Origin of the sequence: Pseudomonas sp. IT-P4, assembly GCF_949767755.1 — a bacterium.
GTDB classification, from domain to species: domain Bacteria; phylum Pseudomonadota; class Gammaproteobacteria; order Pseudomonadales; family Pseudomonadaceae; genus Aquipseudomonas; species Aquipseudomonas monachiensis.
Genome location: NZ_CATKPX010000023.1, coordinates 197,285 through 211,132, shown reverse-complemented (window position 1 = coordinate 211,132; position 13,848 = coordinate 197,285). Strand labels below are relative to the sequence as shown.

The window sequence follows — 13,848 nt, the reverse complement described above, 5'->3', positions numbered from 1 at the left end:
TCCTTACTCCTCAATTATTCAGGCAGCGATTTCGATCATTTCAAAATCCATCTTGCCCACACCGCAGTCCGGGCACAGCCAGTCTGCCGGGACGTCTTCCCAACGGGTGCCCGGCGCAATGCCGTCATCCGGCCAACCGTCGGCTTCGTTGTAGATCAGGCCGCAGACGATACATTGCCACTTTTTCATCAGGTACTTCCTCAAGGTTCAGGCGTTTTGCCGGCCGGACGGTCGATGGTTGCAGCACTGCCGTCCAACTCAGCGCGTTTTGTACTGATCGGAGCCGCCGGATGCAAGCCTGTTCGGCGCAACGGCAGGCCAATTCAATCGATATCGGCGGCTGACATGTTAAGCTCGCCGCCTCATTTGCTGCCAATAATGACTCATTGTGCATCACACAGAATCCCCCTCTCCAGCTCCTCTCTGGCTCTCGCGCAGCGAACTGGCGCCACTCCCCGATGCCTCTACTCTCGACTGGCTGTTCGACGAAGGCTCACTGACTCGACGCCTGATTCATCTGTCGAATGATGCGTTCAGCGTCTCGCCGATGTTCGAAGGCTGGCAACCCCTGCGTGCCGACGAGTGCACAGCGCTGGACCTGGCCGATGGCAGTGAGGGTTGGGTGCGCGAGGTGTATTTGCGCGGTCATGGCCAGGCGTGGGTGTTTGCGCGCAGCGTGGCCTCACGCAGTGCATTGCAAGGCGACGGCCTGCACATGGACGAACTGGGCAGCCGCTCGCTGGGCGAATTGCTGTTTTGCGATCAGGCTTTTCAGCGCCGGGCCATCGAGGTTTGCCATTATCCGCAATCGTGGTTGCCCGCCGAGGTGCAATCCCCTGGGCTGTGGGGCCGCCGCTCGCGCTTCGACCGCGGTGCCTTGAGCGTTTTGGTGGCCGAAATTTTCCTGCCTTCCCTGTGGGACGCCGCCTGCGCCCGATCGGAGAACCGTTGATGTACCAAAGCCTGCTCAAGTCCTTGAACCGCTTGAATCCTCGGGCCTGGGATTTCATTCAGCTGACCCGCATGGACAAGCCGATCGGCATTTACCTGCTGCTCTGGCCAACGCTGTGGGCGCTGTGGATTGCCGGCAAGGGGTCGCCGTCCCTGGCCAACATTGTGATTTTCGTCCTCGGCGTGGTGCTGACCCGCGCCGGTGGCTGTGTGATCAACGACTGGGCGGACCGCAAGGTCGATGGCCATGTGAAGCGTACCGAGCAGCGGCCGCTGGTGAGCGGCAAGATCAGCTCCAAAGAGGCGCTGGTGTTCTTCGCATTGCTGATGGGCGCGAGCTTCCTGCTGGTGCTGTGCACCAATGCCGCGACCATTTGGCTGTCGTTGGGCGGCCTGGCGCTGGCGTTCAGTTACCCGTTCATGAAGCGCTACACCTATTACCCGCAAGTGGTGCTGGGCGCCGCATTTTCGTGGGGGATGCCGATGGCGTTCACCGCAGAAACCGGTGAATTGCCGGCCGTCGCGTGGTTGCTATGGATCGCCAACCTGATGTGGACCGTGGGTTACGACACGTACTACGCGATGACCGACCGAGATGACGACCTGAAGATCGGCGTGAAATCCACGGCGATCCTGTTCGGCGACGCGGACCGGGCGATCATCCTGACCCTGCAAGGGCTGGCGTTGGGCTGCCTGTTGCTGGCGGGTTCGAAGTTCGACCTTGGTGGCTGGTTCCACCTCGGATTACTGGTGGCGGCGGGCTGCTTTGCGTGGGAATTCTGGTACACCCGCGACAAGGACCGGATGCGTTGCTTCAAGGCGTTTTTGCACAATCACTGGGCAGGTTTGGCGATTTTCGTCGGGATTGTGCTGGACTACGCGCTGCGTTGACCTTTGAAAAGATCGCAGCCTGCGGCAGCTCCTACCGAAGGCTGCGATCTTTTTGCGTTGTTACATATGCTCGCGAACGACATGCCAGACGTCTTTTTTCTTGTCACCCGTCATGTCTCCAGGTTTTTTGTCGTCCTCGTAGTAGTACAGCGGCTTGCCGTCATAAGCCCATTGCATCTTGCCATCGTCACGCTTGACGACTGTCCATTTACCTTCGGCCTTGGCACCCGCCGGCGCCATCATTGGCGGCCAGTATTTGGCGCAGTCGCCGTTGCACATCGACTTGCCGTCCGCGTCCTTGTCGAAGGTGTACAGGGTCATCCCTTTGTGGTCAGTCATCATGCCGTCTTTCATCATGCCCGGTTCGGCGGCGAAGGCCATCGAAGGCAATGCCAGGGCAGCGGCCAGCAGCAGGGCCTTGAGGGATTGCGAGTGTAGATTCATTTGAAGCCTTCCTTTGTGGTTGTCAGGATTCGGACTTAAAGCTTAGTCCAGGATCCAGCCAATCGCCGGCCGACTAAAATACTGTCACACGACTGCAATAATTCCGTTATCTAATGCGGCGCAAGACAGTTAAATGACAAGAGGAATAAGGGCATGGTTGGCAGGAGCATTCTGATCGTCGACGACGAAGCGCCTATTCGCGAAATGATCGCCGTTGCATTGGAAATGGCCGGCTATGACTGCCTGGAGGCTGAAAACTCCCAGCAGGCCCACGCCATTATCGTCGACCGCAAACCGGACCTGATCCTGCTCGACTGGATGCTGCCCGGCACGTCCGGCATCGAACTGGCCCGTCGCCTCAAGCGTGATGAACTGACCGGGGACATCCCGATCATCATGCTCACCGCCAAGGGTGAAGAGGACAACAAGATCCAGGGCCTGGAAGTCGGCGCCGACGACTACATCACCAAGCCGTTTTCCCCCCGTGAGCTGGTGGCGCGCCTGAAGGCCGTGCTGCGCCGTGCCGGTCCGACTGATGGCGAGGCGCCAATCGAAGTCGGCGGCCTGCTGCTGGACCCGATCAGCCACCGCGTGACCATCGACGGCCGTCCTGCCGAGATGGGACCGACTGAATACCGCCTGCTGCAATTCTTCATGACCCACCAGGAGCGCGCCTACACGCGTGGCCAGTTGCTGGATCAGGTCTGGGGCGGCAACGTCTACGTCGAAGAGCGTACGGTCGACGTGCACATTCGACGCCTGCGCAAAGCCCTCGGCGATGCTTACGAAAATCTGGTACAAACCGTGCGCGGCACTGGCTACCGGTTCTCAACCAAGGCCTGATGATCGCAGCGGTTCCACTTTCAAGGACGTATTTTTTTCGTGAACCAAAACTGGCATGGCACCCTGATTCGCCACATGCTGCTGCTGGTCACCGCCTGCCTGGTGATCGGCCTGATCACCGGCTATTACGGCTGGAGCCTCGCTGCAGGCCTGGGTCTTTACCTGGCCTGGACCCTCAAGCAATTGCTGCGTCTGCACGAGTGGCTGCGCCTGCACAAACCCGATGAAGCGCCACCCGACGGCTACGGCCTGTGGGGCGAGGTGTTCGACAGCATCTACCACCTGCAACGCCGCGACCAACGGGTACGCGGACGCCTGCAAGCGGTGATCGACCGGGTTCAGGAATCCACCGCCGCGCTCAAGGATGCGGTGATCATGCTCGATACCGACGGCAACCTGGAATGGTGGAACCGCGCCGCCGAAACCCTGCTGGGCCTCAAGACGCCACAGGACAGTGGCCAACCGGTGACCAACCTGGTGCGCCATCCGCGCTTCAAGGAATACTTCGAGCAAGACAGTTATGCCGAGCCACTGGAAATCCCCTCGCCGACCAACGACCGCGTGCGCATTCAGCTGTACATCACCCGCTACGGCAATAACGAACACTTGATGCTGGTGCGCGATGTCACGCGCATCCATCAGCTTGAGCAAATGCGCAAAGACTTCATCGCCAACGTTTCCCATGAACTGCGTACACCGTTGACGGTGATCTGCGGTTACCTGGAAACCTTGCTCGACAACGTCGACGAGGTGAACCCGCGCTGGGGCCGCGCCTTGCAGCAGATGCAGCAACAAGGCGGACGCATGCAGACCTTGCTCAACGACCTGTTGTTGCTGGCCAAGCTGGAAGCCACCGATTATCCGTCGGACAACCAGCCGGTGCCGATCGACGGCTTGCTGCAATCGATCAAGAGCGATGCGCAGCAGTTGTCCGGCCAGAAAAACCAGAAAATCACCCTGGAAGCCGACCCGATGATTCTGCTCAAGGGCAGCGAAGCGGAGTTGCGCAGCGCGTTTTCCAACCTGGTGTTCAACGCGGTGAAATACACCCCGGCCGAAGGCAATATCCGCATTCGCTGGTGGGGCGATGACCAGGGGGCGCACCTGAGCGTGCAGGATTCCGGGATCGGCATTGATGCCAAACACCTGCCGCGCCTGACCGAACGCTTCTATCGCGTCGACTCCAGCCGCAACTCCAACACCGGGGGCACCGGCCTGGGACTGGCGATCGTCAAACACGTCTTGTTACGACATCGGGCACGGATGGAAATCAGCAGCGTACCGGGCCACGGCAGTACCTTTACCTGCCACTTTGCCCCGGCTCAAGTCACCAAATCACGGGTTATCAGCACCACTGACTGATACCGGCCAGCACGCGCCACTAGGCAACTGGCCGGTCAGCCGCTACATTGGCTGACTTGTGCCTGCCTTTCAGGCGCGGTTTTTTACTTCCCTCTCGAATATACGGAACCCGCAAAACTCCATCATGGACCCTTCCCCTGGCTTGACCCTCGCTACCATTTTCGCCGACTTCGGCATGATTCTTTTTGCTCTGATCCTGGTTTTGCTCAACGGATTTTTCGTTGCGGCGGAATTTGCCATGGTCAAATTGCGCTCGACCCGGGTCGAGGCCATCGCTGACAAAAACGGCTGGCGCGGGCACATCCTGCGCACCGTGCACAGTCAACTCGATGCTTACCTGTCGGCTTGCCAATTGGGTATCACCCTCGCCTCCCTGGGCCTGGGTTGGGTCGGTGAACCCGCGTTTGCCCACATTCTTGAGCCGGTGTTGAGCGCAGTCGGCGTCGAGTCGGCCGAAGTGGTCAAAGGCATCTCGTTCTTCACCGCCTTCTTCATCATTTCGTACCTGCACATCGTGGTCGGCGAACTGGCCCCCAAATCCTGGGCCATCCGCAAACCCGAGTTGCTGTCGCTGTGGACCGCCGTGCCGCTGTACCTGTTCTATTGGGCCATGTACCCGGCCATCTACCTGCTCAACGCCAGCGCCAACACCATCCTGCGCATTGCGGGGCAAGGTGAGCCCGGCCCGCATCACGAGCATCACTACAGCCGTGAAGAACTGAAACTGATCCTGCACTCCAGCCGTGGCCAGGACCCGAGCGACCAAGGCATGCGCGTCCTGGCCTCGGCGGTGGAAATGGGTGAACTGGAAGTGGTCGACTGGGCCAATTCCCGCGAAGACCTGGTGACCCTGGAGTTCAACGCGCCGCTCAAGCAGATCCTGGCGATGTTCCGTCGCCACAAGTTCAGCCGTTACCCGGTGTACGACAGCGAGCGCCAGGAGTTCGTCGGCCTGCTGCACATCAAGGATCTGCTGCTGGAACTGGCGGCACTGGACCACATTCCCGAGTCGTTCAACCTGGCCGAACTGACCCGCCCACTGGAGCGGGTGTCGCGGCACATGCCGCTGTCGCAGTTGCTGGAACAGTTCCGCAAGGGCGGCTCGCACTTCGCCGTGGTCGAAGAGGCCGACGGTAACATCATCGGCTACCTGACCATGGAAGACGTGCTGGAAGTGCTGGTGGGCGACATCCAGGACGAACACCGCAAGGCCGAACGCGGGATCCTCGCGTATCAGCCGGGCAAGCTGTTGGTGCGGGGCGATACGCCGCTGTTCAAGGTTGAACGACTGCTGGGTATCGACCTCGACCACGTCGAAGCCGAAACCCTTGCCGGACTGGTCTACGAGAGCCTCAAGCGCGTACCCGAAGAGGAAGAAGTGCTGGAAGTCGAAGGCCTGCGGATCATCATCAAGAAGATGAAAGGGCCGAAGATCGTTCTGGCCAAGGTGTTGATGCTGGATTGATGCGATTCGTTAAACCGCATTGATCCCAAGGCTTTACTGCTTGCCCAACGCAAAGTTGGGCAGCGCACCCACCGGCTGGCTGAACTGATACGGAATCGAGACCAGCCCCAGCCCGGTATTGCGCTGCACCACGAAGTGCAAATGCGGCCCGGTGCTGTTGCCGGTGTTGCCGGACAACGCCAGCGCACTCCCTACCGTTACCCGCTGACCTTCCCGAACGCAGACCGAGCCTTTCTTCAGGTGCAGATAAACGCCCATGGTCCCGTCATCGTGCAGCACCCGCACGAAATTGCCGGATGCGTCGGTGCCGCGCCCACTCTGTCTGTTCTCGGTTTTCACTACCACACCGCCTCGCGCGGCAATGATCGGCGTGCCCTCAGGCATCGCGATATCCATGGCGTATCGGCTCTTGGGCCCGAAGTGGCTGTAGGGGCCATTGGCGCCCTGGCTTATCCGGAACGGTCCGCCACGCCAGGGCAACGGGTACCGATAGCCAACCATGGGCCCTGAGGGGTCGCCCAGGGAGTAGTTGAACTTCGGGACGTACGCGATGGGCTTCCCACCTTTAGTCGCCGTGAGCTGCGCCAGGCGAACGCTGCTGCGTAGCGGGATCACCCGCCGAATCGTCCCGCCCGGCACACCGCTGGCGTTCTTCACCCCTGCAAAGCTCAATTCGACTTCGACCGGCGCATACAGGTCATTGCGCACGTACACGCTGTGCACGCCATTCTTCTTCATGATGATAAGGCGCACCTGGCGCTCAAGGTGCTCGACCATGCCATCGCGAAAAACGAACACATGGGCGCCTTTGCTAGGGCGGTCGCTGTAGGAAACCACACCATAGGCATCTTTGGATTTGTAGATGGTCATGGCCATGGCCGAGTTGGCGACCATGAACAGGCCACATATAAGCAGCAGGCGCGAGAACATGAGCAAGAATTCTGTCGAGTGAGATCTGGGATTGAGCCTAGCAGCTGCAATGGACCCGGGTAGTCGGCAGATGTTTCAAAATGGGCCGTTCAGAAGATTTTCGGCAAGGCCAATGGACCCTTCGAACTCGCAGACGACGCTGGATCAAGCACCAGGAATGAAGTGCTTCTGCGCCGTACCACGCGCAATCAGGCGCGAGATGTAATCGAGCTTCTGCGCATCCTGGTCGACAAAGCGGAAGGTCAGTTGCAGCCAGTCACTGTCGGGCTTCGGTTCGTGGGCCACGACGGCGTGCAGATAGCCGTTGAGGCGGGCGATTTCGGCATTGTCGCCCTGCTCCAGGTCCAGCACGGCGCTGTCGAGGATCTGCGGCAGGATCTCGGAGCGCTTCACCACCAGCAGCGCTTCCTTGAGGCTCAGGGCCTTGATCACGCATTGCTGGATACCGTTGGGCAACCGCAGTTGACCCTGGCCACGGCCACTGGCGGGTGCCGAAGAGGCTGCTGGCGCCTTGATCGGCGGGCTGTTGAGCAAGCCTTTGGACGGTGCGGGTGCGGCCGTTGGCGTGGCGACGGGGGCCTTGCCACCGGTCAGGGCAGCGAGGGAGTCGTTAGCGAAGGCAGGGCTGGTTTTGGTCGCGGCGACGTTGATCAAGGCGTCGAGTTTGCCGACCTTGTGCAGCGCCTGCTTGACCTTGGTGATCAGTTGCTCGTTGGTGAACGGTTTGCTGACGTAGCCGGATACCCCGGCCTGAATCGCCTGGACAACGTTCTCTTTGTCGCCACGGCTGGTCACCATCACGAAAGGCATGGCTCTGAGGTTGTCTTGCTCGCGGCACCAGGTCAGCAGTTCCAGGCCGGACATTTCCGGCATTTCCCAGTCGCACAGGACCAGGTCGAAGGCTTCCTTGGCCAGCATGGCCTGGGCCTTTCTGCCGTTGATCGCATCTTCGATCCGCATGCCCGGGAAATAATTGCGCAGGCACTTTTTCACCAGGTCACGAATGAACGACGCGTCGTCCACGACCAACACACTGACCTTACTCATCCAAAACCCCTTTAAAAAATCCCGGCCAGCATACCGCCTTGCTGATGGCACATTGCCAAAAAATCTTCAGTCACGCCGGACTTTTCGTTCGCGGGTGCTGCTTTTCGAATTCGTAAGCCGCAAACAAAAACGCCCGGCCAAAAGGCCGGGCGCTTTACTTGGGCAACCTTACTTATCGTCAGTTTTGCCCGGAACATTAGCTGTTTCGCCGCTGGTTCCTTCGACTTCTTCCTTCATGCGCTTGAGACCCAGGTGCCGCACGTCGGTGCCGCGTACCAGGTAGATCACCAGCTCGGAGATATTGCGCGCGTGGTCGCCGATACGTTCCAGCGAACGCAGCACCCAGATAATGCTCAGAACCCGCGAAATGGAACGCGGATCTTCCATCATGTAGGTGGCCAGCTCACGCAGGGCGGTCTTGTATTCGCGGTCGATGATCTTGTCGTACTGCGCCACCGACAAGGCCAACTCGGCGTCGAAACGGGCAAAGGCGTCCAGTGCGTCGCGCACCATGTTGCGCACCTGGTCACCGATGTGGCGCACTTCCACGTATCCGCGCGGCGCTTCGCCTTCTTCGCACAGCTGGATGGCGCGGCGGGCGATCTTGGTCGCTTCGTCACCGATGCGCTCCAGGTCGATCACCGACTTGGAAATGCTGATGATCAGGCGCAGGTCGGAAGCCGCCGGCTGGCGACGGGCCAGAATGCGCAGGCATTCCTCGTCGATGTTGCGTTCCATCTGGTTGATCTGGTCATCGATCTCGCGCACTTGCTGGGCCAGGCCGGAGTCGGCCTCGATCAGCGCGGTCACCGCGTCGTTGACCTGCTTCTCGACCAGCCCGCCCATGGCCAGGAGGTGGCTGCGCACTTCCTCCAGTTCGGCGTTGAACTGCTGGGAGATGTGGTGTGTAAGGCCTTCCTTAGAAATCATGTTGTCTGCTCCGCAAAAGCTGTGAGCTGCAAGCTACAAGCTGCAAGCTGATGTGTTGTACCCGAACCGCCCTGACTTGCCGCTTGAAGCTCGCGGCTCGTGGCTGCTGCTAGCCGTAGCGACCGGTGATGTAGTCTTCGGTCTGCTTCTTCGCCGGATTGGTGAACAGGGTATCGGTGTCGCCAAACTCGACCAGCTTGCCCATGTACATGAACGCGGTGTAGTCGGACACCCGCGCCGCCTGTTGCATGTTGTGGGTCACGATGACGATGGTGAACTTGGATTTCAGTTCGTAGATCAGCTCTTCGACTTTCAGCGTGGAAATCGGGTCGAGTGCCGAGCACGGTTCGTCGAGCAGCAGCACTTCCGGCTCAACGGCGATGGTGCGAGCGATCACCAGACGCTGCTGCTGACCACCGGACAGGCCCAGTGCCGACTCGTGCAGACGGTCCTTGACCTCGTCCCACAGCGCCGCGCCTTTCAACGCCCACTCAACGGCTTCGTCGAGCACGCGCTTCTTGTTAATGCCCTGGATGCGCAGGCCGTAGACCACGTTTTCGTAGATGGTTTTCGGGAACGGGTTGGGCTTCTGGAACACCATGCCGACGCGACGACGCAGCTCGGCCACGTCCTCGCCCTTGCGGTAGATGTTGTTGCCGTACAGGTTGATCTCGCCTTCAACGCGGCAGCCGTCAACCAGGTCGTTCATCCGGTTGAAGGTACGCAGCAGCGTGGACTTGCCACAGCCGGACGGACCGATGAAAGCGGTCACGCGCTGTTTCGGGATGTTCATGCTGACGTCGTACAGCGCTTGTTTTTCGCCGTAGAACAGGCTCAGGCCCGGTACTTCGATAGCTACGGTTTCCTGCTCGAGGTTCAGGCTCTGTTTGTCGCGACCCAGCGCCGACATGTTGATGCCGTGGGTATGTGCTTCGTGCTGCATGGGAGGCTCCCTGTGCTAACAAATTCGGTTCGGAACGCTGCTTATTGCAGTTCCCATCAATATTCCGGTGGACGCGGTCCAGTGTGGGAGCGGGCTTGCTCGCGAAGAGGCCGGCACATTCAACATCAATGTTGCCTGACCCACCGCTTTCGCGAGCAAGCCCGCTCCCACATTGGAAATCAGCTATCCAGCGCCTTGTACTTCTCGCGCAGGTGGTTACGGATGTACACCGCCGACAGGTTCAATGTCGCGATCACCAGCACCAGCAGCAGCGCCGTGGCGTACACCAGCGGTCGCGCGGCTTCGACGTTCGGGCTCTGGAAGCCGACGTCATAGATGTGGAAGCCCAAGTGCATGATCTTCTGGTCCAGGTGCAGGTACGGGTAGTTACCGTCCACCGGCAGCGACGGCGCCAGTTTGACCACACCCACCAGCATCAGCGGCGCCACTTCACCCGCGGCGCGGGCCACCGCGAGGATCATGCCGGTCATCATCGCCGGGCTGGCCATCGGCAGCACGATCTTCCACAGGGTTTCAGCCTTGGTTGCGCCGAGGGCCAACGAGCCTTCACGCACGGTGCGAGGAATCCGCGCCAGACCTTCTTCGGTGGCCACGATCACCACCGGCACCGCCAGCAGAGCCAAGGTGAGCGAAGCCCAGAGCAGACCCGGTGTACCGAAGGTCGGTGCCGGCAGTGCTTCCGGGAAGAACAGACGGTCGAGCGAGCCGCCCAGCACGTAGACGAAGAAGCCCAGGCCGAACACGCCGTAAACGATGGCCGGAACGCCCGCCAGGTTGTTCACTGCGATGCGGATAATCCGGGTCAGTGCGTTCTGCTTGGCGTATTCACGCAGGTACACCGCCGCCAGTACGCCGAACGGGGTCACGATCATTGCCATGATCAGGGTCATCATCACGGTGCCGAAGATGGCCGGGAAGATCCCGCCTTCGGTGTTCGCTTCACGCGGGTCGTCGCTCAGGAACTCCCAGACCTTGCTGAAGTAGAAACCGATCTTGGTGGTCGTGCTCATGGCGTTCGGCTGGTAGGCGTGAACCACTTTGCCGATGCCGATTTCGATTTCCTTACCGTTCGCATCGCGGGCGGTCAGGCTGTCGCGGTTGAACTGCGCATGCAGATCGCTCAGGCGCGCTTCAACATCCTGATAGCGGGCGTTGAGTTCGGCGCGCTCGGATTCCATGTCCGCTTGTGCGGTGGCGTCGAGTTTGCCATCCAGCTCAAGCTTGCGACCGTGCAGGCGGATGCGTTCGAGACCGGCGTTGATCGCGCCGATGTCGGTTTTTTCCAGGTTCTTGAGTTGTGCAGCCAGCTTGTTGACCCGGTCAACACGGGCCTGCAACTCAGGCCATGCGGCTTCGCCTTCAGCGACAACCTTGCCATCCTGTTTGACGTTGACCAGGTAACCGTAGAAGTTGCCCCACTCGCGACGCTCGATGGCCATCAGCTCCGGCGGCGTCGTCTGCCTGGTCAGCCACTCGCCGACGATCCAGGTGAAGTCGTTGCCGTTCAGGTCACGGTTGCCGACCTTGATCAGCTCGCGGGTCATGAACTCCGGGCCTTCGTCAGGCACCGGCAGGCCGGCGCTCTTCAGGCGGGCACGTGGCACTTCTTCCTTCTGTACGATTTCGCCGATCACCAAGTGATTGGCCTGGCCCGGTACGTCGTAACTGGCATGCACCAGGTCAGCCGGCCAGAAGTGACCAAGGCCACGCACGGCAATCACTGCCAGCAGGCCAATGGTCATGATGACCGCGATGGACACCGCGCCACCGCTGATCCAGACGCCGGGGGCGCCGCTCTTGAACCATCCTTTCAGGGAGTTCTGTTTCACAGACTTCTACCTTTGCTTAAAGCGACGAGTATTTCTTGCGCAGACGCTGACGAATCAGTTCCGCGAGGGTGTTCATGACGAAGGTGAACAACAGCAGCACCAGCGCCGAGAGGAACAGCACGCGGTAGTGGCTGCCGCCGACTTCCGATTCGGGCATTTCCACCGCGACGTTGGCCGCCAGGGTGCGCAGGCCTTCGAACAGGTTCATTTCCATGACCGGGGTGTTACCGGTGGCCATCAACACGATCATGGTTTCGCCGACCGCACGGCCCATGCCGATCATCAGCGCCGAGAAGATACCCGGGCTCGCGGTGAGGATCACCACGCGGGTCATGGTCTGCCACGGCGTGGCACCGAGGGCCAGGGAGCCCAGGGTCAGGCCGCGAGGCACGCTGAACACGGCGTCTTCGGCGATGGAGTAGATGTTCGGGATGACCGCGAAGCCCATGGCCAGGCCGACCACCAGGGCGTTGCGCTGGTCGTAGGTGATGCCCAGGTCGTGGGAGATCCACATGCGCATGTCGCCGCCGAAGAACCAGTTTTCCATGAACGGGCTCATGTACAACGACAGCCAACCCACAAACAGGATCACCGGAATCAGCAGCGCACTTTCCCAGCCATCCGGGACTTTCAGGCGAATCGACTCAGGCAGGCGGCTGAAGGTGAATCCGGCGACCAGGATGCCGATCGGCAGCAACATCAGCAGGCTGAAGATGCCCGGCAAATGCCCTTCCACATATGGCGCGAGGAACAGACCGGCGAAGAAACCAAGAATCACCGTCGGCATCGCTTCCATCAACTCGATCACCGGCTTGACCTTACGGCGCATGCCCGGAGCCATGAAGTACGCGGTGTAGATCGCCGCGGCAACGGCCAGTGGAGCGGCCAGCAGCATGGCGTAGAACGCGGCTTTCAGGGTACCGAAGGTCAGCGGCGACAGGCTCAGCTTGGGTTCGAAGTCGGTGTTGGCGGCGGTCGATTGCCAGACGTATTTAGGCTCGTCGTAGTTCTCGTACCAGACCTTGCTCCACAGTGCGCTCCACGAGACTTCCGGGTGCGGGTTGTCGAGCAGCAGCGGATGCAACTTGCCGCCGGCTTCCACGATCAAGCGGTTGGCACGCGGCGACAGACCGAAGATGCCCTGGCCTTCAGCGACCGACTCCACCAGCAAGGTACGGTGGGCGGTACTGTGGAACACGCCGAGCTTGCCGGAAGCGTCGAGGGCAACGAAGCCCTTGCGGCGCTCTTCGGCAGTGATTTCAACGATAGGCGTGGTGCCCATCTGGAAGGTGCGGATCTGCTTCAGGCGTTGCTCGCCATCGGGGTCGCGCGCCATGAACCACTGGGCCAGACCACCTTTGGAGTCACCGATGATCAGCGAGATACCGCCCACCAACTGGGTGCTGGCGGTGACTTCGGTTTCGCCGTTTTCCGCCAGTTTGTAGCGACCGTTGAGACTTTTGTCGCGAAGGCTGAACACGTCGGCCTGGGCACGCCCGTTGATCACGTACAGCCACTGCTGACGCGGGTCGACGAAAATATTCTTCACCGGCTCGGTCATTTGCGGCAGTTCGATGCGCTTCTGCTCGTTGGTGACTTCGCCGGTCATCATGTTCTCTTCGCTGGTCAGCGACAGAACATTGAGTTGCGAACCGGTGGAACCCACCAGCATCAGGGTCGAATCGTTGGCGTTGAGGCTGACGTGCTCCAGCGCACCGCCGGCTTCGTTCACCGCGATTGGCGCTTCGCCATACGGGTACTCGATGGCCGGGGTGATGGTCTTCTTGCCGTCCGGGTAGCTGACTTTATAGGTGTGACGGAACACCAAGGCCTGACCGTTGGACAGACCCACCGCCACCAGCGGGTGACCTGGCTGGTCTTCTGCGATGGAAGTCACGGTGGTGCCGGCCGGGATCGACAGATCGACGCGCTTCAATTCAGCGCCGCTGTCGATGTCGAAGAACAATGCCTGGCCCTTGTCGGAAACCCGCATCGCAACCTGGTTCTGCTCTTCCAGGGAGATCATCAGCGGCTTGCCGGCGTCTTGCATCCAGGCGGGTGTGATGGCGTCCTTGGCGGTCAGGCTGGCACCCTGGAACAGGGGCGCGACGACGTAGGCAAGGAAGAAGAAGATCAAGGTGATCGCGCCCAGTACAGCGAGACCGCCAACGAGGACGTACCAGCGGGTCAGG

The 13,848-nt window shown here is 60.4% G+C and carries 13 protein-coding genes; 5 read left to right on the top strand and 8 right to left on the bottom strand.

Annotated features, from left to right (window positions below; translation table 11 throughout):
• Nucleotides 1-18: 18 nt before the first annotated feature.
• Nucleotides 19-189 (bottom strand): rubredoxin, encoded by a 171-nt coding sequence (locus ACM6IT_RS07480; protein WP_007995385.1) that lies wholly within the window; start codon nucleotides 187-189, stop codon nucleotides 19-21.
• A gap of 199 nt (nucleotides 190-388) precedes the next feature.
• Here ACM6IT_RS07480 and ACM6IT_RS07475 point away from each other — a divergent pair, with 199 nt between their 5' ends.
• Together ACM6IT_RS07475 and ubiA are read left to right on the top strand one after the other, a co-directional pair.
• Nucleotides 389-952, top strand: coding sequence for a chorismate--pyruvate lyase family protein (locus tag ACM6IT_RS07475; protein WP_056726840.1), 564 nt, complete (start codon nucleotides 389-391; stop codon nucleotides 950-952).
• Complete coding sequence (gene ubiA, locus ACM6IT_RS07470) at nucleotides 952-1,842, top strand: 4-hydroxybenzoate octaprenyltransferase (RefSeq protein ID WP_414913553.1); 891 nt, start codon at nucleotides 952-954, stop codon at nucleotides 1,840-1,842. The genes ACM6IT_RS07475 and ubiA overlap by 1 nt, the downstream gene beginning before the upstream one ends.
• Before the next feature lie 60 nt (nucleotides 1,843-1,902).
• On the opposite strand, the gene ACM6IT_RS07465 is transcribed toward ubiA, so the two are convergent.
• Nucleotides 1,903-2,286, bottom strand: coding sequence for a hypothetical protein (locus ACM6IT_RS07465; protein WP_223542658.1), 384 nt, complete (start codon nucleotides 2,284-2,286; stop codon nucleotides 1,903-1,905).
• Nucleotides 2,287-2,439: 153 nt separating this feature from the next.
• On the opposite strand from ACM6IT_RS07465, the gene phoB reads away from it, so the two are divergent.
• The 3 genes from phoB (at nucleotide 2,440) to ACM6IT_RS07450 (ending at nucleotide 5,956) form a co-directional block, all read left to right on the top strand.
• Nucleotides 2,440-3,129, top strand: a complete 690-nt coding sequence (phoB, locus tag ACM6IT_RS07460) for a phosphate regulon transcriptional regulator PhoB (RefSeq protein ID WP_003229608.1) — start codon at nucleotides 2,440-2,442, stop codon at nucleotides 3,127-3,129.
• 75 nt (nucleotides 3,130-3,204) lie between these two features.
• Nucleotides 3,205-4,491 carry a phosphate regulon sensor histidine kinase PhoR gene (gene phoR / locus ACM6IT_RS07455; RefSeq protein WP_414917848.1) on the top strand — a complete coding sequence of 429 codons (1,287 nt, stop codon included), beginning with the start codon at nucleotides 3,205-3,207 and terminating at the stop codon, nucleotides 4,489-4,491.
• Nucleotides 4,492-4,615: 124 nt separating this feature from the next.
• The gene (locus tag ACM6IT_RS07450) at nucleotides 4,616-5,956 is read left to right on the top strand and encodes a hemolysin family protein (RefSeq protein ID WP_007975205.1); all 1,341 of its coding nucleotides are present in this window, start codon (nucleotides 4,616-4,618) and stop codon (nucleotides 5,954-5,956) included.
• 33 nt (nucleotides 5,957-5,989) lie between these two features.
• On the opposite strand, the gene ACM6IT_RS07445 is transcribed toward ACM6IT_RS07450, so the two are convergent.
• The 6 genes from ACM6IT_RS07445 to ACM6IT_RS07420 all read right to left on the bottom strand — a co-directional run bounded on the left by ACM6IT_RS07445 (nucleotide 5,990) and on the right by ACM6IT_RS07420 (nucleotide 13,706).
• Nucleotides 5,990-6,886: a peptidoglycan DD-metalloendopeptidase family protein gene (locus tag ACM6IT_RS07445; protein ID WP_414913554.1), complete on the bottom strand. Its 897-nt coding sequence runs from the start codon at nucleotides 6,884-6,886 to the stop codon at nucleotides 5,990-5,992.
• A gap of 144 nt (nucleotides 6,887-7,030) precedes the next feature.
• A complete protein-coding gene (locus tag ACM6IT_RS07440; protein ID WP_056726835.1) occupies nucleotides 7,031-7,933 on the bottom strand; it encodes a response regulator in 903 nt (300 codons plus the stop codon).
• Between the two features lie 168 nt (nucleotides 7,934-8,101).
• On the bottom strand, nucleotides 8,102-8,863 hold the full coding sequence (gene phoU / locus ACM6IT_RS07435; protein WP_007992846.1) for a phosphate signaling complex protein PhoU: 762 nt from the start codon (nucleotides 8,861-8,863) through the stop codon (nucleotides 8,102-8,104).
• Nucleotides 8,864-8,972: 109 nt separating this feature from the next.
• Nucleotides 8,973-9,806, bottom strand: coding sequence for a phosphate ABC transporter ATP-binding protein PstB (gene pstB / locus ACM6IT_RS07430; protein ID WP_007971742.1), 834 nt, complete (start codon nucleotides 9,804-9,806; stop codon nucleotides 8,973-8,975).
• 179 nt (nucleotides 9,807-9,985) lie between these two features.
• Nucleotides 9,986-11,656 carry a phosphate ABC transporter permease PstA gene (gene pstA / locus ACM6IT_RS07425; RefSeq protein WP_414917764.1) on the bottom strand — a complete coding sequence of 557 codons (1,671 nt, stop codon included), beginning with the start codon at nucleotides 11,654-11,656 and terminating at the stop codon, nucleotides 9,986-9,988.
• 16 nt (nucleotides 11,657-11,672) lie between these two features.
• The gene (locus ACM6IT_RS07420; protein ID WP_414913632.1) at nucleotides 11,673-13,706 is read right to left on the bottom strand and encodes an ABC transporter permease subunit; all 2,034 of its coding nucleotides are present in this window, start codon (nucleotides 13,704-13,706) and stop codon (nucleotides 11,673-11,675) included.
• Nucleotides 13,707-13,848 lie beyond the last annotated feature (142 nt).

Excerpts from the sequence above, each read along its gene's own strand:
- ACM6IT_RS07480 (WP_007995385.1), bottom strand. The coding sequence starts at position 189 with ATGAAAAAGTGGCAATGTATCGTCTGCGGCCTGATCTACAACGAAGCC.
- ubiA (WP_414913553.1), top strand. The coding sequence starts at position 952 with ATGTACCAAAGCCTGCTCAAGTCCTTGAACCGCTTGAATCCTCGGGCC.
- ACM6IT_RS07465 (WP_223542658.1), bottom strand. The coding sequence starts at position 2,286 with ATGAATCTACACTCGCAATCCCTCAAGGCCCTGCTGCTGGCCGCTGCC.
- phoB (WP_003229608.1), top strand. The coding sequence starts at position 2,440 with ATGGTTGGCAGGAGCATTCTGATCGTCGACGACGAAGCGCCTATTCGC.
- phoR (WP_414917848.1), top strand. The coding sequence starts at position 3,205 with ATGCTGCTGCTGGTCACCGCCTGCCTGGTGATCGGCCTGATCACCGGC.
- ACM6IT_RS07450 (WP_007975205.1), top strand. The coding sequence starts at position 4,616 with ATGGACCCTTCCCCTGGCTTGACCCTCGCTACCATTTTCGCCGACTTC.
- ACM6IT_RS07445 (WP_414913554.1), bottom strand. The coding sequence starts at position 6,886 with ATGTTCTCGCGCCTGCTGCTTATATGTGGCCTGTTCATGGTCGCCAAC.
- ACM6IT_RS07440 (WP_056726835.1), bottom strand. The coding sequence starts at position 7,933 with ATGAGTAAGGTCAGTGTGTTGGTCGTGGACGACGCGTCGTTCATTCGT.
- phoU (WP_007992846.1), bottom strand. The coding sequence starts at position 8,863 with ATGATTTCTAAGGAAGGCCTTACACACCACATCTCCCAGCAGTTCAAC.
- pstB (WP_007971742.1), bottom strand. The coding sequence starts at position 9,806 with ATGCAGCACGAAGCACATACCCACGGCATCAACATGTCGGCGCTGGGT.
- ACM6IT_RS07420 (WP_414913632.1), bottom strand. The coding sequence starts at position 13,706 with ATGCAAGACGCCGGCAAGCCGCTGATGATCTCCCTGGAAGAGCAGAAC.